Annotated in this window: 19 protein-coding genes and 1 pseudogene; 8 read left to right on the top strand and 12 right to left on the bottom strand. The window is 63.4% G+C overall.

The genetic code is table 11. From position 1 onward, the window contains the following. Nucleotides 1-4 precede the first annotated feature (4 nt). The 7 genes and pseudogenes from G9373_RS18225 to G9373_RS18195 all read left to right on the top strand — a co-directional run. Nucleotides 5-1,201: a CaiB/BaiF CoA-transferase family protein gene (locus tag G9373_RS18225; RefSeq protein WP_167116046.1), complete on the top strand. Its 1,197-nt coding sequence runs from the start codon at nucleotides 5-7 to the stop codon at nucleotides 1,199-1,201. Then, entirely contained in the window at nucleotides 1,198-2,352 is a 1,155-nt protein-coding gene (locus tag G9373_RS18220; protein WP_167116043.1) for a zinc-binding dehydrogenase, read from the top strand. Before G9373_RS18225 ends, G9373_RS18220 begins: the two co-directional genes overlap by 4 nt. Beyond that, the gene (locus G9373_RS18215) at nucleotides 2,349-3,473 is read left to right on the top strand and encodes a glycoside hydrolase family 88 protein (protein WP_133985561.1); all 1,125 of its coding nucleotides are present in this window, start codon (nucleotides 2,349-2,351) and stop codon (nucleotides 3,471-3,473) included. Before G9373_RS18220 ends, G9373_RS18215 begins: the two co-directional genes overlap by 4 nt. Before the next feature lie 58 nt (nucleotides 3,474-3,531). Further along, entirely contained in the window at nucleotides 3,532-4,713 is a 1,182-nt protein-coding gene (locus G9373_RS18210; RefSeq protein ID WP_005560137.1) for a GAF domain-containing protein, read from the top strand. Then, nucleotides 4,710-5,354: a response regulator transcription factor gene (locus G9373_RS18205; RefSeq protein WP_167116040.1), complete on the top strand. Its 645-nt coding sequence runs from the start codon at nucleotides 4,710-4,712 to the stop codon at nucleotides 5,352-5,354. Before G9373_RS18210 ends, G9373_RS18205 begins: the two co-directional genes overlap by 4 nt. 122 nt (nucleotides 5,355-5,476) lie before the next feature. Continuing rightward, complete coding sequence (locus tag G9373_RS18200) at nucleotides 5,477-6,796, top strand: MFS transporter (RefSeq protein WP_182624298.1); 1,320 nt, start codon at nucleotides 5,477-5,479, stop codon at nucleotides 6,794-6,796. A gap of 128 nt (nucleotides 6,797-6,924) precedes the next feature. Continuing rightward, nucleotides 6,925-7,395 (top strand): annotated as a pseudogene (locus G9373_RS18195) (Hsp70 family protein); the annotation flags it as partial. Between the two features lie 88 nt (nucleotides 7,396-7,483). Here the strand turns inward: G9373_RS18195 and G9373_RS18190 are convergent. The 7 genes from G9373_RS18190 to G9373_RS18160 are packed head-to-tail and all read right to left on the bottom strand — an operon-like array spanning nucleotide 7,484 to nucleotide 12,864. Further along, the gene (locus tag G9373_RS18190) at nucleotides 7,484-8,215 is read right to left on the bottom strand and encodes a class II aldolase/adducin family protein (RefSeq protein ID WP_167116037.1); all 732 of its coding nucleotides are present in this window, start codon (nucleotides 8,213-8,215) and stop codon (nucleotides 7,484-7,486) included. Next, on the bottom strand, nucleotides 8,212-9,453 hold the full coding sequence (locus G9373_RS18185; protein WP_005255999.1) for an FAD-dependent oxidoreductase: 1,242 nt from the start codon (nucleotides 9,451-9,453) through the stop codon (nucleotides 8,212-8,214). Before G9373_RS18185 ends, G9373_RS18190 begins: the two co-directional genes overlap by 4 nt. After that, nucleotides 9,453-9,647 (bottom strand): ferredoxin, encoded by a 195-nt coding sequence (locus tag G9373_RS18180; protein WP_005256000.1) that lies wholly within the window; start codon nucleotides 9,645-9,647, stop codon nucleotides 9,453-9,455. The genes G9373_RS18185 and G9373_RS18180 overlap by 1 nt, the downstream gene beginning before the upstream one ends. Nucleotides 9,648-9,684: 37 nt before the next feature. After that, nucleotides 9,685-10,491 (bottom strand): 3-(cis-5,6-dihydroxycyclohexa-1,3-dien-1-yl)propanoate dehydrogenase, encoded by an 807-nt coding sequence (gene hcaB / locus G9373_RS18175; RefSeq protein ID WP_005256001.1) that lies wholly within the window; start codon nucleotides 10,489-10,491, stop codon nucleotides 9,685-9,687. Continuing rightward, complete coding sequence (locus G9373_RS18170) at nucleotides 10,488-10,799, bottom strand: hypothetical protein (protein ID WP_005574176.1); 312 nt, start codon at nucleotides 10,797-10,799, stop codon at nucleotides 10,488-10,490. The genes hcaB and G9373_RS18170 overlap by 4 nt, the downstream gene beginning before the upstream one ends. Then, the gene (locus G9373_RS18165; protein WP_206032343.1) at nucleotides 10,796-11,422 is read right to left on the bottom strand and encodes a 3-phenylpropionate/cinnamic acid dioxygenase subunit beta; all 627 of its coding nucleotides are present in this window, start codon (nucleotides 11,420-11,422) and stop codon (nucleotides 10,796-10,798) included. Before G9373_RS18165 ends, G9373_RS18170 begins: the two co-directional genes overlap by 4 nt. After that, on the bottom strand, nucleotides 11,419-12,864 hold the full coding sequence (locus G9373_RS18160) for an aromatic ring-hydroxylating dioxygenase subunit alpha (RefSeq protein ID WP_005256004.1): 1,446 nt from the start codon (nucleotides 12,862-12,864) through the stop codon (nucleotides 11,419-11,421). Before G9373_RS18160 ends, G9373_RS18165 begins: the two co-directional genes overlap by 4 nt. A gap of 202 nt (nucleotides 12,865-13,066) precedes the next feature. Between G9373_RS18160 and G9373_RS18155 the strand changes: the two genes are divergently transcribed. Further along, nucleotides 13,067-13,861, top strand: coding sequence for an IclR family transcriptional regulator (locus G9373_RS18155; protein WP_005256005.1), 795 nt, complete (start codon nucleotides 13,067-13,069; stop codon nucleotides 13,859-13,861). A 55-nt stretch (nucleotides 13,862-13,916) separates the two neighbouring features. Here the strand turns inward: G9373_RS18155 and G9373_RS18150 are convergent, their stop codons facing one another. The 5 genes from G9373_RS18150 to G9373_RS18130 form a co-directional block, all read right to left on the bottom strand. Beyond that, nucleotides 13,917-14,576: an N-carbamoylsarcosine amidohydrolase gene (locus tag G9373_RS18150; protein WP_005256006.1), complete on the bottom strand. Its 660-nt coding sequence runs from the start codon at nucleotides 14,574-14,576 to the stop codon at nucleotides 13,917-13,919. A 75-nt stretch (nucleotides 14,577-14,651) separates the two neighbouring features. Then, nucleotides 14,652-15,467 (bottom strand): ABC transporter permease, encoded by an 816-nt coding sequence (locus tag G9373_RS18145; RefSeq protein ID WP_005256007.1) that lies wholly within the window; start codon nucleotides 15,465-15,467, stop codon nucleotides 14,652-14,654. Continuing rightward, nucleotides 15,464-16,273 (bottom strand): ABC transporter permease subunit, encoded by an 810-nt coding sequence (locus tag G9373_RS18140; protein WP_240482956.1) that lies wholly within the window; start codon nucleotides 16,271-16,273, stop codon nucleotides 15,464-15,466. Before G9373_RS18140 ends, G9373_RS18145 begins: the two co-directional genes overlap by 4 nt. After that, complete coding sequence (locus G9373_RS18135) at nucleotides 16,270-17,082, bottom strand: ABC transporter ATP-binding protein (protein WP_005256009.1); 813 nt, start codon at nucleotides 17,080-17,082, stop codon at nucleotides 16,270-16,272. Before G9373_RS18135 ends, G9373_RS18140 begins: the two co-directional genes overlap by 4 nt. A gap of 14 nt (nucleotides 17,083-17,096) precedes the next feature. After that, nucleotides 17,097-18,083, bottom strand: coding sequence for an ABC transporter substrate-binding protein (locus tag G9373_RS18130; protein WP_120660235.1), 987 nt, complete (start codon nucleotides 18,081-18,083; stop codon nucleotides 17,097-17,099). Nucleotides 18,084-18,325 lie beyond the last annotated feature (242 nt).

Here is an 18,325-nt window from a genome sequence, read left to right as displayed (position 1 = left end):
CGTCGTGCAACACATTCAACAGCAAGCGCTGAGCGGCATTCGAGTACTCGATCTCGGCGAGATCATGCAGGCCCCCGTTGCGGCGCAGGTTCTCGGCGACCTTGGTGCCGAAGTGATCAAGGTCGAGCGAGGTGTCAATGGAGACATGCTGCGGGGCCTGGATCGCGATTCACTCGAGGCAGGTCGCCCCGGCGCCTACTTCGCCGCAGTCAACCGTAACAAGCGCAGCATCGCTCTCAATCTGAAATCTGCTGAGGGGAAAGATATTCTGCATCGGCTGCTCGCGGAGACGGATGTTCTCATCCACAGCTACCGGACCGCGGCGGTCGAAAGGCTAGGGTTGACATACGACGACCTGCAGGAGCGTTACCCCAGGCTTGTCTACGGTACCGCGACCGGCTTCGGGGAAACCGGACCGTATGCCCACAAGGCCGGCCAGGACATGCTCGCGCAGGCGCTCAGCGGGATGGCGAGGTCGTGCGGCGACCCGTCGATCTCGGCGTACGTGCATCCGGTGCCGACGGTCGATTATGCATCGGGTATGGCTCTGGCGCAGGGGATTTTGGCCGCACTGTTCGAACGCGAGCGTTCCGGCCGTGGCCAGAAGGTCAGCGTCAACCTCTTCGATACGGCACTGTCGCTGCAGACCCTCGAAAGTGCCTCGCTGCTCATGGACCGGCGTGAGACCAACTGGGTGACGGATTGGTACAGCGGCATCTTCGAGACGACGGACGGTCTGCTGCTGGTGCTCGGCCTGTTCCGCGACAACCCCCTGCAGCTGGCGTGCAAAGCACTCGGCATCGACGATCTGTCCGTCCAGCCGTCCTTCGCGTCGCCGCAGCTCCAGGCCGAGAACAAGGAGGCCGCCAACGCGGTCCTGCGTCCACTGATCGCGCGGCTGAGCACCACCGGGGCGGCGGAACTGTTCGACGGGGTCGACCTGCTGTGCGCACCGCTGCTCACCCTGCAGGAGGCGCTCGATCATCCCCAGACGCGCCACAACGGCACGCTCGTCGACGTCGAGGTCGAGGGTGTGCGGACGACCCGCCTGATCGGCAGTCCCGTCACTTTGTCCCGTACGCCCGCACAGGTACGCCGAGGGGTGCCCGCGGTGGGTGAACATTCCGACGAAATCCTTCACGAGCTCGGGGTATCCGAGTCACGTGTCCAGACATTGCGCAGCAAGGAAGTGATCCGATGAGTAGTGCGACGCAGACGGACCCGGCGAGCCCGACCACCGGCTCGGCCACAGCGATGGTGCTCGAAGGGTTCGGGCAGGCCATGGCGCCGAGGACGTTCCCACGAGTGGATCCCGTCGCCGGCGCGGTCGTCGTCGACGTGACGCACGCGGGGATCTGTGGAACGGACATCCACCTGCAGCAGGGTCGCCTGCCCATTCCGGTGCCGGTCATCCTGGGGCACGAGGCGGTCGGTCGAGTGCACGCCCTCGGCGAGGGTGTCACGACGGACGCGCGTGGCGAGGAGCTTCGCGTCGGGGATGCGGTGTCGTGGGCATCCAACATCCCGTGCGGGCACTGCTACTACTGCGAGGATCAGCAGGAACCGTCACTGTGCGAGACCCGCAAGGTGTACGGCATCAATCAGTCTTCGGCTGACTGGCCCCACCTGTCGGGTGGGTGGTCCGAGCAGATCTACCTCCAGCCCGGCTCGACGATCGTCCGCATCCCGTCCTCGGTGACACCGCAGCAGGTGATCGCTCTCGGCTGTGCCGGACCGACTGCCGTCCACGCGGTGAACGGTATCGCCAACCCTGACGCAGGCGATATCGTCGTGGTACAGGGCAGCGGACCGGTCGGACTGGCGTGCGCCATGTACGCCACGCTCGCCGGGGCGGCGAAGGTGATCATCGTCGGCGGACCGGCCAACCGTCTGGAGGTCGCGCGGACGGCCGGCATCGGCGACATCCACATCGACATCTTCGCTGAGACGGATCGAGCGGCCCGCCTGGATCGAATTCTCGCGGAAACGACGGGCGGGCGCGGTGCCGACGTCGTCATCGAGGCCGCCGGTGTACCGACGGCGGTGTCCGAGGGAATCGACATCGCCCGGCGCGGCGGCAAGTACCTCGTCGTCGGCCAGTACACGGACCACGGCACCACTCCGATCAACCCCCACTACATCACGAAGAAGCAGCTGCAGGTGCTGGGAAGCTGGGCGTTCTCCCCGCACAACCACCTCGAATACGTCGAATCGCTACCCCGACTCGCAGCACGGTTCGACCTCGCCTCGATGGTCACCGAGTACCCGCTCGGGAAGGCGGAAGAGGCCATGGGTGACATGCGGGACGGGCGCTCGCTCAAGTCGGTTCTGGTGACCGGAGGTCAGTTGTGACCGGCTCCCGGTACACCGCCGCCATCGACTCGATGCTCGAGCGTATCGACTCGACCGCCAAGCAGACCAGCGGCAAGTTCCCGCACTACGGTGACCCTGAATCCGGCGAGTGGACCACCACTGCCGATGGAAACTGGACGGGCGGATTCTGGGGCGGACTGGCCGCACTCGGCTTCGTGGCGTCCGGTGAGGACCGCCTGTCGCGACTCGCCGACGAGATCACCGAGCAGGTCCTGCCCCGGGAGAGCTCCGATACCGCCTTCCGCGGCTTCCTCTTCTGGTATGGCGCAGCGGTCAACCACCTCGTCACCGGAAGCGCGAGCGCATCGGAGATCGCGCTGGCGGGTGCCCGCGGGCTGCTCGCCAGCTTCAACGATCGAGCGGGCGTGATCCCGCTCGGCGCGGAAGCGGAGGAAGCCGAAGCGGTCGGCGAGGGCGCCGCGAACATCGACGCCGTCCCGGGCACCGTCGCCCTGCTGTCGTGGGCGTCGGCGCAGACCAGCGACCCGCGGTTCCTCGACGCCGCGATCCGCCACGCGGAGCGGCACATCGAGCTCTGTATCCGGGCGGATGGTTCGGTCTGTCAGTCGGCACTGTTCGACACGACCAACGGTGCACTCTTGCGCCGCTACACCCACAAGGGCATGAACGACGACAGCACCTGGGGTCGGGCGCAGGCGTGGGCGATGGTGGCGTACGCCCAGGCCGCGCAGTGGGCGTCGCCGTCCTTCCTGCCGACCGCCGTCCGGCTGGCCGACTGGTGGCTGGACCGCACGCCGACTGCCGGAATCGTGTCATGGGACTTCGACGCCGGCACCGGACCGCACGTCCTGGTCGACACGTCCGCCACTGCCATCGCCGCTGCCGCGCTGCTCAAGCTCGCCCGACTGGTTCCCGACCGGACCGACTTCCGGGACAGGGCCGTCGCCCACGTGAATGCGCTCCTCGACCACCTCACCCCGGCCGGACCGCACGACAGCAGACCGGCAGGGATCCTCATGGACGGTTGCTTCGACAAACGCCGGGACTTCGCTACCCGGAACGAGCTGATCTGGGGCGACTACTTCCTGCTCGAGTGCCTGATCAGCCTGGACGGCCGGTCCGATACTCTGACACTGTGACCCAGCCGACATGAACGGGTTGCCCAACGCCGGGGGGAAGAAAGATCGAGGAAAGCCGGTGTCGGAAAGTACGCATACCGCAGCTCACGAGTTCAAGCACTCGGACGTCAGGACGTCCATCCTCGACGACCTCGCGCTCTCGCGTGCCGAACTGCTCGTCCTGACCGACGAAGCGGCGGCCATGACCACGGCAGGTCAGCGCATCCGGGAGATCGGCGACTTCGACATGTCGCTCGTCGGGCGCATCGAGGTCGACGGCGCGATGGTTCACCGCAGTTGGCAGGGGACAAAGAGCAACGCCCTGCACCGACTGGTGGTGCCGGAAGGCGTCGGACTGGGCGGAAAGAGCATCATGCTGCAGAAACCTGTCTGGGTCCGGGACTACCTGTCCGACGCCGGAATCACTCACGACTTCGACGCGCTCGTGGCGCAGGAGGCACTGCGAGGAATGCTCGCAGTGCCCATGGTGTACGAAGGTCGTGTCCTCGGTGCCGTGTACGTCGGCACCCGCGAATATTCGTCATTCGGTGATCGAGTCATCGCGGAGATCCAATCGACCGCCGCGACTGCCGCCGTCACTCTCGTCAGCGCACAGAGGGCCGCAGCCCAGACGGAGCTCGCGATCGAGGCCGAACGGAATCGGCTTGCCGAATCCCTGCACGATTCCGTGAGCCCGGTCCTCTTCCGGATCGGTGCCGAACTGCAGAGTCTGCGTGCACTGGGCGACGCTCAGGCGATCCACGATCGGCTGCAGGAGATCACTGATCAGGTACACGCCGTCAATGCGTCGATTCGCAGGTCGCTGACCGACCTCAGCGCGCGACCCCCCGAGCGGGAACTCCCAGTCGGCATCGAGGAGGACTGCCAGTCGTTCGCGCTTCGGACCGGTATCCCGGCCCGTTTCGTACCGCTGACCGAATCTCCGGATCTCGACGTGAGCCGCGTCGAGGCCCTCCAGCGACTGGTCCGGGAGGCGCTCGTCAACGTCGAAAAGCACGCCGACGCATCCACAGTGGTGGTCAGCTTGTCGGTTCGGTCGGGCAGAGTGACGGTCGTCATCAGCGACGACGGCCGGGGCGTGGACGGGGCCGACGACCCGGTGCGAGGAAGTCAATTGGGGCTCGGGCTGGCCGCAGGACGGCTCGAGCGGCTCGGTGGCGGCATGTCCGTAGTCAGCGACGACGAAAGCGGCACCACCGTGCGCGGCTGGGTAGACGCAATCGACGGGTCGGGTGCATGACCGAGCCGTCGAAGACGATCCGTATCCTCGTCGTCGACGATCATCCGATCGTGCGCGGGGGGGGGGGGGTGGAACTTCTCGCGCGGGAGGACGTGAACCTCGAAGTCGTAGGAGGTGCACTGACCGGGGCCGCGGCGGTCGAGCTGGCCCGCGCCCTCCCCGTCGACGTCATCCTCCTCGATCTTCGACTTCCCGATATCCCTGCACCCGAACTCATTCCGCGACTACGGCGGGTCGCGCCGCACGCGCGGATACTGCTGTTCACCGCGTTCGCCGATCACGGCGCCATCGATCTGTTGATGGAGGCGGGTGCGGACGGATGCCTCGTCAAGGACATCAGCGGGCAGGACTTCGCCACAGCCATTCACCGCGTGTCCGGCGGAATCCGGGTTGTCGACCCGCGACTGGCCGGATCGCGAAGAGTCGTGACATCCGAAGCTCTGTACCGAGCCGGCCTGACCCGGCGCGAATACGAGGTGCTGCGTTTCGCGGCAATGGGTAACAGCAACCCCGAAATCGCTCAGGAACTGTCCCTTGCGCGGAACACCGTAAAAACCTATTTGCAGAGCGCCATGCAGAAACTGAACGCGCGCAATCGCGTCGAAGCCATTGCGCGTGCCCACGAACTTCGCTTGCTCTGAACGCAATTCGTTCACCAGGCAACACATCCCCACCTCTCCACCTGGAGATGTTGTGTGTGCTGGATCACCCATACATTCGAGCCGCAGGAATCATTCCGCAATCGTGGCAACGGAGGCCATACATGTTCACAATGTCCCAAACCTCGAAAGTCGGATTTGCCAGCGGTGTCGGTACGACAGTCGAATGGTACGACTTCTTCATCTACGGCACCGCGGCCGGACTCGTGTTCAACAAGATCTTCTTCCCCGAGTTCGACTCCCTGATCGGCACTTTGCTCGCCTTCGCCACGTTCTCCGCCGCCTTCGTTGCGCGTCCGATCGGCGGAGTGGTGTTCGGCCACTTCGGTGATCGGATCGGACGGAAGTCGATGCTCGTCATCACCCTGACCATCATGGGCTTCACCACCCTCGGAGTCGGGCTGCTCCCGAGCTACCAGTCCATCGGCGTCGCCGCGCCGATCATTCTCGTGACCCTGCGCTTCGTGCAGGGCCTCGCGCTCGGGGGCGAGATCGGAGGGGCGATTCTCATGGCCGTCGAACACGCGCCTGCCGGCAAACGCGGCTACTACGGCAGCTGGGTACAGATGGGAGTGCCGGCGGGATTGATGTTGGGCAACACAGTCTTCCTGTTGATGGCCGGGCTTTCTCCCGAAGCGTTCGAATCCTGGGGTTGGCGAATTCCCTTCCTGATCGGGGGTGCGTTCGTCGCGATCGGCCTCTTCGTCCGACTGCACGTCGGCGAAAGCCCGAACTTCGATCGCGTCAAGAAGAACGCAAAGTTGGAGAAGCTGCCCATCGGGGTGGTCCTTCGCCACTACCCCAAGCAGGTCCTCCTGACCTGCGGTGCTTACTTCGCCATCGGGGTCACCTTCTACGGCACCACGGTATTCGGTCTCAGCTACGGCGTCGCGCAGGTCGGCTACACGCGCAACCAGATGCTGACACTCGTCCTCGTCGCCATGGCGGTCACGTTCGTCGCGCTGCCGTTCTTCGGCAAACTGTCGGACTCCTACGGCAGGAAGCCGGTGTTCCTGGCCGGAGTCGTCGCCATGCTGCTGTTCACCTTTCCGTGGTTCTGGCTGGTGAACAGCGGATCCTTCCTGCTGGCGATGGTCGGGTTCGTGGCGTTCTGTCTCGCCTTCTCGACCTCCTACGGCCCGCTCGCAGCCTTCTTCGCCGAAGCTTTCGACACCCGCATCCGCTACACCGGAATCTCCTTCGGGTACACGATCGGCACCCTTGCCTCGAGCGCTCCCGCGCCGATCGTCGCCACGTACCTGCTGGATCGCACCGGCTCCTACGTCGCCGTCGCGCTGTTCATGGTCGCAATGTGCGCCATCTCCGTCGTCTGTGTGATCGCCATGCGGGAGACCTACCGGCAAGATCTGTCCGACACCGACGAAGCCGCGGGACAGGAGCGATTGTCACCGACTTCCACGTAGGCGGCTTCGCCGCCCGTGCGCCCCTTTTGGTGACTTCTCCGTGGGTCGGGGCGAGTAACTGTGGTCACCCCCGAGGCTGGGTGTCGCGAGCGTGATAACCGGCCTCGGGGGCGTGGGGCCCGCAGTGTCAGCAGACCCACGAACCCGTACTGGTCTTCGACCTCGGCGGCGGCACCTTCGATGTGAGCCTGCTCGACGTCGGCGAGGGAGTGGTCGAGGTCCGTTCCACGGCCGGCGACTCCCACCTCGGCGGCGACGACTTCGACCGACGCCTGGTGGACTACCTCGCCGACGAATTCCAGCGTGCGGAGAATATCGATCTGCGCAAGGATGCGCAGGCATTGCAGCGCCTCTTCGAGGCCGCGGAGAAAGCCAAGGTCGAGTTGTCCTCGGTCACCCAGGCCCAGGTCAACTTGCCCTTCGTCACCGCAGACGCGAACGGTCCCAAGCACCTCACCACCACGATCATGCGATCGAAGTTCGAGGATCTGACGGCGGATCTGGTGGAACGCTGCCTCGACCCCGTGAAGCAGGCGATGAGTGACGCCAAAGTCACCGCCAACGACCCCGACGAGGTGATCCTGGTCGGTGGTTCGACGCCCCCGTGTTTAGACGCCGCACTCGTAAGGAATCAACACGCACGTGTCTCAAGTAGGTTGACAATTACCGTCGGTACCCACGATTGGCCTATACCGTCGCTGCGCGTGCAACCTCGTGTCGCCAGACTGCGCCGGTGTTGAAGTTGGCGCCCAGGTCGGGAAGATCCTCCCAATCGGCGTCGTCGATGTCGACGAGCGTGCCACCCGCGCTCACGACAGCCAAGGACATGCGCGCCAGCTCTTCCAGGCTGGCGGCCTGCAGAACCGACTGTTGCACCGACGACGCGACGGAGGTGATGCCATGTCCGCGGCAGATGACGACGGGCCGATCGCCCATCGCCGTCACCATTTCCTTGCCGAGTTGGGTGCGATGAATCAACACCGCGCGGCGGTACACCGGCACCCCACCCCGCGCAAGAACTGCACCGGGGATGTCGTACGCCCCGTAGATGGGCCGCAGCGAGATACCCGCTAGGTCGGCTGCAACAATCGACGGGGGGTGCAGGTGCGCTACAGCTCGGATGTCGGGCGAGGCCCGCATCGACTCGACGTGAACGGGCAACTCCTTAGGTACCTGATAGCCGTTGTCGAGTTCACCTGGAGCGCCAGCTGTTCCGTCGAATCGTACGAGTCGAATGTCGGCCGGGCGTGTATAGGCCACGCCGGTGTCGTCTGCACTGCGACACCTGATGAGCAGAAGGTCATGGGAGACTCTGAAGCTGATGTGGCCCAGGATGCCCTCCATCAAACCCCGGGCAGCGGCAACCCTGCACGCCTCGGCTACGACGACCCGTGCACCCTCGATACCCTTCTCGTTCATGTGGTTTCCTTGACCGTGGTGCGGGCTGACACCGTCATTGCCTCGAGACGTTCCGCAAACTCGACATATTCGACCCCGAGTGCGATCGCTTTGCGGGCGGTGACAAGCGCTTTCGGCCAATTGACGACGACGACCCCGGTCAGTCTGCCTTTCTCGTCGGGGTAGCAGACCGCGAACTTAGCCTTGTTCGTCACCTCGCCGATGACAGTGTGCGTCGACGAGCCCGCCAGTCCGACCGTCTGTATCTTCCAGTCGTACTGATCACTCCAGACGTATTCGACCGGTTCGTGGCGCATCTTCTCGTCCGGGCGAGCGATATTCCGGGCGACCACGACAGCTTGCTCCACCGCGTTCGTCCAGTGCTCGAACCGGGTCGAACCGCCGCGTCGGGTGTTGTCGAACCGGCACACGTCGCCGACTGCGTAGATGTTGTCGTGACCGATTGCACGGCAGTACACGTCACACACCACACCATTGCTCACCTCCAGACCGGAGGACTCGAGCCAGTCGTCGTTCGGTATCGCCCCGATTCCGACGACCACCGTGTCGGCGGCGAGCGTCGACCCGTCGGACAAGCCGATCGCGAAGGACCCGTGCTCACCGTGCACGGACTCGACACCGACCCCGAATCTGGTGTCGACGCCGCGACGCCGATGGAGGTCGATGAACAGCTCGCCGATCTCCGCACCCATCACGCGTGCCATGGGCACGGGTTCTGGATCCACCAGCGTCACGCGCATCCCGAGTTCGACCGCGGTTGCCGCGGTCTCCGCGCCGATGAAGCCGCCGCCGATAATGACGAGGTGGTCGGTGGTGCCGAAATGGCGTCGTAGTGCGCGGGCGTCCGCGGCTGTTCGTATCACGTGCAGGCCGTTCGGCGTTCCCCACGGTGACGGCCGGGCGCGAGCGCCGGTGGCGAGCACCAGGTTGTCGAACGCGACCCTCGTACCGTCTGCGAGTTCGACATACCGGTTTGCCGTGCTCAGCCCTACGGCTGGTTGGCCCAACCGAAGCTCGAGATCGAGTTCCCGAGCCTGTTCGGTGGTCAACAACGTAATCTCGGCCATCGTCGAGCCACCTGCCAGGATCGACTTCGACAACGGCGGCTTGTCATAGGGCAGTTCACCTTCGGCACCCAGGAGAACGATGGCGCCCGGATACCCTTCCGACCGCAGTGCCTGCGCAGTTCGGACACCACCGATCGATGCACCGACGATGACCGTGGTCGATTCCGGCATCAGTCTTCGATCCAGAGCGCGGAGACCGGGCAGGACCGGGCAGCACTGTCGACGCGTCCCCGTTCCGATTCGGGGACCTCCACACTCAACAGTTCGACGACACCATCGTCGTCGATGTCGAAGTAGTCGTCGGCAGCGACGACGCAATTGGCATATCCCTGACATGCACCAAGATTCGCTTTGACGACAGCCATCGCGGTTTCCTCTCTTTCCGAACTGGTCGAACTCGTATCAGCGGGTCGAAGGTTTGGGGGCTCCGATTCCGAAGCCGCCGTCGGGATGCGTCGCGCCTGCGGTGATTCCTCGGGATCTGTCGGAAGCGAAGAAGACGAAGCTCCACGCATGGTCCTCACCTGAGAGGGCCACGTTGAGCGGTGTCCGCGCCGCCAACTCGCGTGCACGATTCGGATTGTCGTCGAGTCGATCGGCGTCGCGTCCCAGGCTCGCCAACCCGCGCAGGTCGGTGTTCAACGTGCCGCCTGGGGCGACTCCGTTGACGCGAATATTTGGGGCGAGCTCGTAAGCCAGGGTGGTGACCAGCCCGCGTACGGCAAATTTGGAAGACACGTAGAGCACTCCGCCTCGTCCGGGATAGAACGACGAGGCAGACTCCGCCAGCACGATCGACGATCCGCGGTGCTTGCGCAGCTCCGGTACGGCGGCCTTGACCGAGTGCATGTGGCTGAGCACGTTGGTTCGGAAGATCTCGTCGAACGCCACGTCGAGTGTGTCCGCGGGGATGTCCTCTATGCCCTGGTAGAAGTCGAAGATCCCGACACAGTTGACCAGTGTGTCGAGCCCTCCGAACTCGGCGACCGCAGCCGCGACGGCAGCGTCGTTGTCCGCCGCGCGTGTGGCGTCACCTTCGATGACCGGTACCTGGGGTAGGTGTTCGCGCAGCACCCGACACTTGTTCGGGTCACGCTCGAGTACCGCGACGCACGCGCCTTCGGCGAGGAACGCATCGACGACTGCTCGCCCGATCCCCGAGCCCCCGCCAACGACAAGTGCCCGCTTGCCGTCGAGCCAGCCAGTCATTCGTTGTCTCCCTCTGCGATCAACGGAGCAAACATGTTTCCCACCATCGCGGCGAAGGTGGCCGGGTTCTGCCAGGTCAGCGCCTCGAGTTCCAGCGGGTCCACACAGACCCACTGCCCGGACTTCGGGGCGTGCACCAGCAGCCGTACGCCGTTGCGGGTCGCCACCTTGTGCACGCTGACCTCGGCGAATTCGTTGGCGATGGTCAGCGGATCACCGACGGCACCAGCCAAGAGCTGCGCGAACTCGTCTGTGGCACGGCGCGCGGCGCGTGCGTCCTGCTCCTCGCCTTCCCACTGCAAGCTCATAGGAACACCGCGAGATTCTGCATCCGCATCACGGACTCGTCGACAAAGATGGTGCGTCGTGCGAGCTTCCATTCGTCACCTACGCGCCTCAGCAGATCCTCCCGTCCACACGAGACGAGTGCCGACTCATTGACATCCCCTCTGCTGCGAAACAGCAATTCGGCGCTTTCGACGACGAGGTGGTCCTCGGCGTCGGTGAGGAAGGTCCGGATGTTGGTGATGTAGTGGCGCAGTCGTGACGGGGGATCCTCGGTCCACGCGTGCTCGGTGACGAACCGCGCGACCCGCCGGCTCAGCGAATACTTGTTCTCATCGAAATGTGCCATTCCTGGCGAGGTGTCGAATCCCGAGTTGAGCGCCGCGGTTACCCGAACCGGCATGATGTAGTGGATATCGTCGGTGATGTTGTCAAGCCAGGTTTCGTATTCCTGTGCGTCGAGCAGATATGCCTCGTCGATCAAGAATTGGTGCGCGTCCAGGTGCCGTCGATCGTCGAACCGCAGCGGAGTTCCAGTACGCGTGACGCGCGATGCATGGTCGCCCAGCACGGCTTGCTCCGAATAGGTCGAGCCTTCACCTACGCGGCTGTAACCGGTACTGGTAGCTCGCACAGACGTGGTCATGCCAGCACCGCCCCGTTGACAGTCGCGTCCTTGCTGTGGGTGCCGGCGGCGTGGTCGCAGCTGCCGTTCGTCGGAGTCATCGGCCTGATACCGTCTGGATTGTCGGTTCCCACCGATGTCGGCCCCACCTCCAGTGCCGGCTTTTCGAGGTAGTCCGCCCACATTTCGAGAAGTTTGCGCTGATTGGCCTCGTTGTATCCGACCTGCGCCGTCCCGGGGCCGTGGAACTCGTCGGCGGTGAGCTCCTCGGAGACGCGTGTCCCGTCCTCGAGCAGACCCATGCGACTGTTGAGTAGCAGGCGCCGCGCCATCGATCCTGCGGAGGTGTTCGTCAGCGATACCCAGTTCTCGACATCGTCCTGTTCGAACATGCCGGTGGATCCGAAGCACATCAGGTATGCCTTGTACGACTTCTTCTTGAATTCTTCCGGCGCGCTCCGGTCGACCGCGAAGAAGGACAACACCTCGGTCTCGTTCTCACTGATCGGTTGCCAGAGTCGAATGGAGATGAACGGCAGGACGTCGTCGCCGTCCTCGACCTTCGGCCAGTTGTGGACGAAGCTCAGGTTCGGAAACACCGATGCTGCCGAGATCATGAAGCCGTCCGCGCCGATTACTCGCTGCTGCTCGTCCGACCACACATCCTTGGCCCGGTCGGTCATCTCCGCGGTGTATCCCACGTACTGCATGCGCTCGTCGAAGGTGCCGTCGGGCAACTTGTACGTCGTTCCCCCACCTGGTCCTGCCCAGTAGGTTGCTCCATCCTTGCGCTTCTCCGCTTTGGGTTCGCGGAACAGGCCGATCTCGACGACCGAGGTGTGTGTCTGCGGCGTGTGGTACATGTCGCCCGCGAAATTCTCGGCTCCGATCTTCCAGTTCGCTTTGACCCTCCAACGCTGCGGGCCTCGTACCTCGAGCCCCGACTCGCTCTGCTTGGTGTAGTAGTCGAGGTAGAACTTGAAGTCGCCCAGATAGTCCGACAGCGATTCGGCGTTCGGATCCATATTGATGAAGATCATTCCGTTGTAGCTGTCGAGATTGGGTGCAGGGAGGAGTGTCTGGCCCTTCTTCTTGAAGCCCTCCTCGCCCCCGTACGCCTCCTCGTGGAACGGCAGTCCGATGATGCGGCCGTCGTTTCGGTACGACCAACCGTGATAGGGGCAGCGAAAGTTCGACGCGTTTCCCATTTCCGCGCGACACACCTGCATCCCGCGGTGCAGACACATGTTGAACATCGCCCGAATCCCACCCTTGGAGTCGCGGGAGATGATGAATGAATCCTCGAGCACCCGGCGGACAACGTAGTCCCCCGCCTGCGGTACCTCAGATTCGTGCGCGACGAACAACCACGATCGACTGAAGACGGTCGCCTTCTCACGCTCGAAAATCTCTTTGTCGTTGTAGATGTGCGCCGGGATCATGCCGCGGCGAATGTCTTCCATCGCTTGCACGTGGTGGGTCGTCCGGGGTTCCAAGGTTCATTCCTCTTCGATCGACGATGGCAGTCTCTCTGCTATGCAGAAGTGCCTTCTGTTAGATAGATGTTGCTCTCTTGAGCCCGACGAGTCAACCCCCTGCGCGTACGCGCATTCCACCTGCTGTCAGGTCGACCGCAAACCCGACCTGACACGTATGCTCTCTGCTATGCAGAACCACGGTCCACGGCAACAGGCGCCGGAGGCGATACCACCGCAGTACCCGATCGAATCCGTCGACAACGCACTTCGTCTGCTGTTGCTGCTCGGTGAACAGCCCGAAATTCGGCTGACCGAGGCGAGCCAGTACCTCGGAGTTGCGTCGTCGACGGCTCACCGACTTCTGGCGATGCTCCAGTACCGGGGCTTCATTCGGCAGGATCCGGCCAGCAAGGCCTATCGTCCGGGCCCAGCGCTCACGGGGGTCGCGTTTGCGATTTTTGCCAGGCTCGACATTCCTCAGACGGCGGCACCGATCCTGCGCACCCTCAGCGAGGAACTGCGTGAAACTGTCCATATCGGGGCACTCGACGGTCGAACCGTGCGCTTCATCGCCGCCCTGGAGAGCCCATCTGCAGTCCGGGTTGCGTCCCGGTTGGGCAAGGTCATGCCGGCGCACTGCACGTCCACCGGGAAGGCCATGCTGGCGGAACTTTCCCTCGACGAACTGCATCAGCTGTACCCGACCGAGGAACTGGAACAGGTGACTCCACAGTCCATCAACACGCGGACCGAGCTCGAAGCCCAACTGGAAGAGGTCAGAAGGAACGGGTACGCGGTCAACCGGGAGGAATCAGAGGAAGGTGTTGCTTCCGTGGCTGTCTCGGTTCCGACGAATGCCCCCGGCATGCGCCTGGCAATGAATGTTTCAGCGCCCAAGCACCGCCTGCGCCCGGCACAGGTACGCAGCATCGGCCGCGCCCTGACGGACGCGGCTGATCAGCTAGCGGCAGCGCTCGGGTGAGTGTCCGGTCCACCCGTCGAGGTTCGTTCTCGCGGGCACTGTGCGACCGTCAGTTCTACGACGGAACGCTCTCGAGGTAGGCGCTGGCCTCGTCGAGTCCGACGACGTCACCGTATTTGGCGTCGATATCGAAGAGGCTGGCAGTGTGCGGTAGTGCCGCCCGGTCTCCCACTGCGTCCTCGACCACTATAGTGTGGAACCCGTACGAGCAGGCGTCTACGGCGGTGGCACGAACACATCCGCTCGTGGTGCAGCCCACGATGATCACGGTGTCGATCCGGCGGCTGATCAACCGAGCGGCCAGGTCGGTGCCGAAGAAGCACGATGCGTACTTCTTCACCAATGTCGTCTCACCTGGCTGTTGTTCGAGCCGCTCGTCGATCTCGACCCATTGACTGCCCTCGACCAGATACTTGTTCGAGGGGATCTTGCCGATCCAGGCGCCGGCCTCTTGGAGTTCCGCGTCGTAGGCCACTGTGGAGAAGATGATCGGCACCTGCGCCTTTCGCGCGAGCGCGAGGAGAGTCTTCGTTGCGTCGATTTGGGTATCGAGGTCACCTGCGAGCGGCGAACGGCGATCGGTGAAGCCCGTGATCAAGTCGACCACCACCACTGCCGGCCGCACGCCGAAGCCGATGCGGCCGCCCAGACCTTTCTCCCGGAATTCGGTGCGCAACCGCTGGTATTCCTCTGCTGCGGCAGTCAAGGCGCTCATCAGTGTCCTCCGGAAAATGGGTGTGGGCATGGGCCGGAAAGGCCCACTGCCGATTCGGATAGTTGCGTGCGGCGATCAGTTGACCGCGTCGGTGATCTTCCGTTCGATGGCCCACAGGGCGATGTTGCCCACCAGCGCCATCGAGACCAGCAGCATGATCACTCCGTACATCGTCGGTAGATCCAACTTGCCGTACGCAAGCATCGCCATCTGCCCCAATCCTGCTCTGGTGGCGAAGAACTCGGCGATCAGTACATTGATGAAGGCAATGCTGAAGCCGATTCGGATACCGACCATGAGAGAGGGCGCCATCGCGGGCACCACGATTTTGCTCATTGTCTGAAGCGGACTTGCACCGGTGGCCCGGCCGAGTTTGAGCAGGATGGGGTTGATGGCGCGTACTCCCGCCGCCGTCGAGACGATGATGGGGAACACCGCGGCCAATGCGGCCATTGCCGACTGTGCTCCGAGTCCCAGGCCGAAGATCTGCAGCAGGATCGGAAAGAAGATTACGCGTGGTATGGCGAAGGCACCCGCGATGATCGGATCGAACACATCACCGAGAAACTTGCTTCGCCCGATGATGTATCCGGTCGGGAAGCCCACCGCTGTTGCGACGACGAATCCGAGTCCGACAGCACTCATCGTGGCGTTGAGATTCCTGTAGATGGAACCGTCTGCGAACAGTCCCCATACCGCCGACATCGACGCGCCCGGGGACGGCACAAGTTCGCTGGTCGCTGCAATAAGCGCCCAGACACCGATCAACCCAATGACGATGAGTATTCGCAGGAGGTTGTCGGCCCACCGCTGTGACAGGCGGAACCGCTGTTCCGTATTCTGTTTGCCTGCTTCGCCTTCGGTTCCGGCGCTGAGCGTGGTGGCGTTCACAACATGTCCCTTCGAATGACTCGTTCAGCTAGGCCGAGTGCACTGTTCACTGCGATGCTGAAGACCACGACAATGGCAATGTAGGCCCACATGTCCGCGACGTAGAGTTCGCGGTACATAAAGCCCGCACGAAACCCCAGGCCTTTCGACGCCAGAATGAACTCCATCGCGATGGTGCCGATGACTGCGTAGATGAATCCGAGCTTGATCCCGGGAAAGATGAGCGGCGTGGCGGCCGGGAACAGCACCTTGAAGTATTGCTGCCGGCGCGAGGCATCGACCGATCGCGCCAGTTTGTGCAGCACCGGTTTGACGTCTCCGAGCGCCACCATCGTGGTCAGCGCTATTGGAATGAGGGCCATCGTGCTCGCGATGACGATGATTGGTCCCGCGTTGAGTCCGAGCACCGCGACCAGAATCGGGTAGAACAGCAATGTCGGCATCGCGTACCCGGTGACGATGAATGGTTCGAGGACTCGACCGATGACCCGGACCCTCCAGAGCAATACCCCCAGGGGCACCCCGCCGAGCACGCCCAGTGCGAACGCCGCAAGTATGGTCACGCTCGTCCGCGTCAGATCGGTGACGAAGTGGGTGCTCGGGATGATTGCCGCGACGTGGGCGAGTATCTCGGACGGCGCGACCATCTGATTGCGGTCGATCCAGCCGGTTCGCGTTGCCGCCTCGAGCAACAACACAAGAGCAACCAGCATCGTCCAACGTACGACGCGTGCCCGATGTTTCGCTCGTCGGAATCCAGACCTTGGCGTTTCGTGGAGGGCCGCCTGCGGCGAGGTCACAGTCATGTGGCATCCGTCCCGTGCCCCAGTGTCTTAGCGGCCTCTTCCTTGATGATCGACCACAGGTGATCCTCGAGTTCCTTGAATCTGGCCATGGCGTGTGTGCCGCTCGGGCGTGGACGGGGTAGCCCGACGTCGATCACCTCTCGGACCACCGATGGACGTGCCGACATCACCCAGATCTGATCCGACAGATAGATCGCCTCTTGGATGTCGTGGGTAACGAAGAGTACCCGATTGTGGGTCTGCTCCCAGATCTTCAAGAGCTCGCGCCCGATGAACTGTCGCGTCTGCTGATCCAGAGCGCCGAACGGTTCGTCCATCAGCAGAATTCGAGGATCCGTGGCGAGTGCACGGGCGATCGCCACGCGTTGACGCATACCTCCGGAAAGCTGCCCGGGCCGGTGCTTCTCGAAACCCTTCAAGCCGACCAGTTCGATCATCGCACGCGCTTTTTCCAGGCGCTCGTCCTTGTCGACGTGCTTGATTTCCAACCCGAAAGCCACATTGTCGAGAACACTTCGCCAGTGCAGGGTCGAGTCTTCCTGAAACACCATGGCGGTGTCCTTACGGGGCCCTGTGACAATCTCCCCATCGATGGTCACCCGTCCATGCGAGGGAACAAGTAAGCCACAGGCCATGTCCAGCAAGGTGCTCTTTCCGCATCCACTCGGACCGATGACCGATACGAACTGGCCCTCCGCGATCGATGCCGTGACGTTACGCACGGCCTCGGTCCGCCCGGTGTCGGAATCGAAAGTCATACCGATACCGTCGAAAGAGACGTTCTTCGATTCGACTTGTGTAGTGGTCATGTTCTCTTCCCGCCTTATAGTTCGACTACAACTGCGTCAATATCGACCTTGCCGCCGAGTCGTCCGGCCTCGACGCCCGAGGCCACGACCGCTTCGAGTTGCGGGCGCGCGAAGTCGAGACTGAAGAAACCTCGCGAATTCTCCAACGCCGCCAGGGCGATCTCGGGCTTGTACTTGATTGCGCGGCCATAGATTTCGGCCGCCCGCTCGAGATCCGTATCGATCATCTCGATACCGCGACCCACGGCACGCATCCACCCCGCCAAGACGTCCCGATTCTTTTCGATGAACGGGGTGGTGGCACATAGGCAGGTGTCCGACCAGTCCTGGACGTAGTCCCGGGATCGCCAGATCACCTTCGCGCCGGTTTCGGCGATGATGCGCTCGGACAGCGGGGACGCAGTCCACGCGACATCGACAACGCCCTGGGAGGCGACGGTCCACGAATCGCTCGCGGATCCGACGCTGAGCAACTCGACGTCGACGCCGGGTGTCAAACCCGCCAATCGAAGCGTCTTCTCGGCGAAGTCGGTCGAGTTCGATCCCGGGCTGCTCACACCGATGGTGCGGCCCCGAACATCTTCGATCGTGTTGATCGGGGAGTCAGCGGGGGCGATGAAGTCCACAGATGCCGCGGTGTAGACGTTCCCGAACGCCTTGACGTCGAGTCCGCGCTCCACGGCGATGAACACCGGAATCGTCGCCGAAGTGCCGAATCCGATCCCGGAGCCGATTCCCCGCACGGTGTCCAGCCCACCCGGGAACTGAACGTTCTCCAGCGCCAGCATCTCTTCTTCGTAGTAGCCCTCGGACGCTGCGATCAGAAACGGGGCCGAATGGATCAGGCTCGCCAACCCCGTGATGGCGACGTCACCTCGGTAGACGCCGTCCCTACCTCGGGACTGGGTAGCACACCCTGCGCCGGCTCCCACAGCAAGGAGACCCCCCAGAGCCGCCGTCACTCTCATGAAATCCCGCCGACTCAGCGAACTACTGCCCATATCGACCCGATTCCTTCTGTAGTCCCGTCACACCTGGCCCCGAAAGTGAAGCACATCACGTGACTGTTGTACAGAAGCTAACTCTGGTCTGCAGAGAGACGGTGTGCGGGTGTCCCCAAATGCCACACTGCACCGTGGGTGCGCAGAACCTCGCGCTTTCACGATGATTGAGCGGAAGTCCACCCCTGCGACACAACCCCGTTCCCAGCCAGACCCAACGGGTCACGGCTCCATCCCCGAGG

This window comes from Rhodococcus sp. A14, assembly GCF_011603105.1.
Classification (GTDB): domain Bacteria; phylum Actinomycetota; class Actinomycetes; order Mycobacteriales; family Mycobacteriaceae; genus Rhodococcus_F; species Rhodococcus_F opacus.
This window is presented reverse-complemented; position numbering and strand designations above follow the sequence as displayed.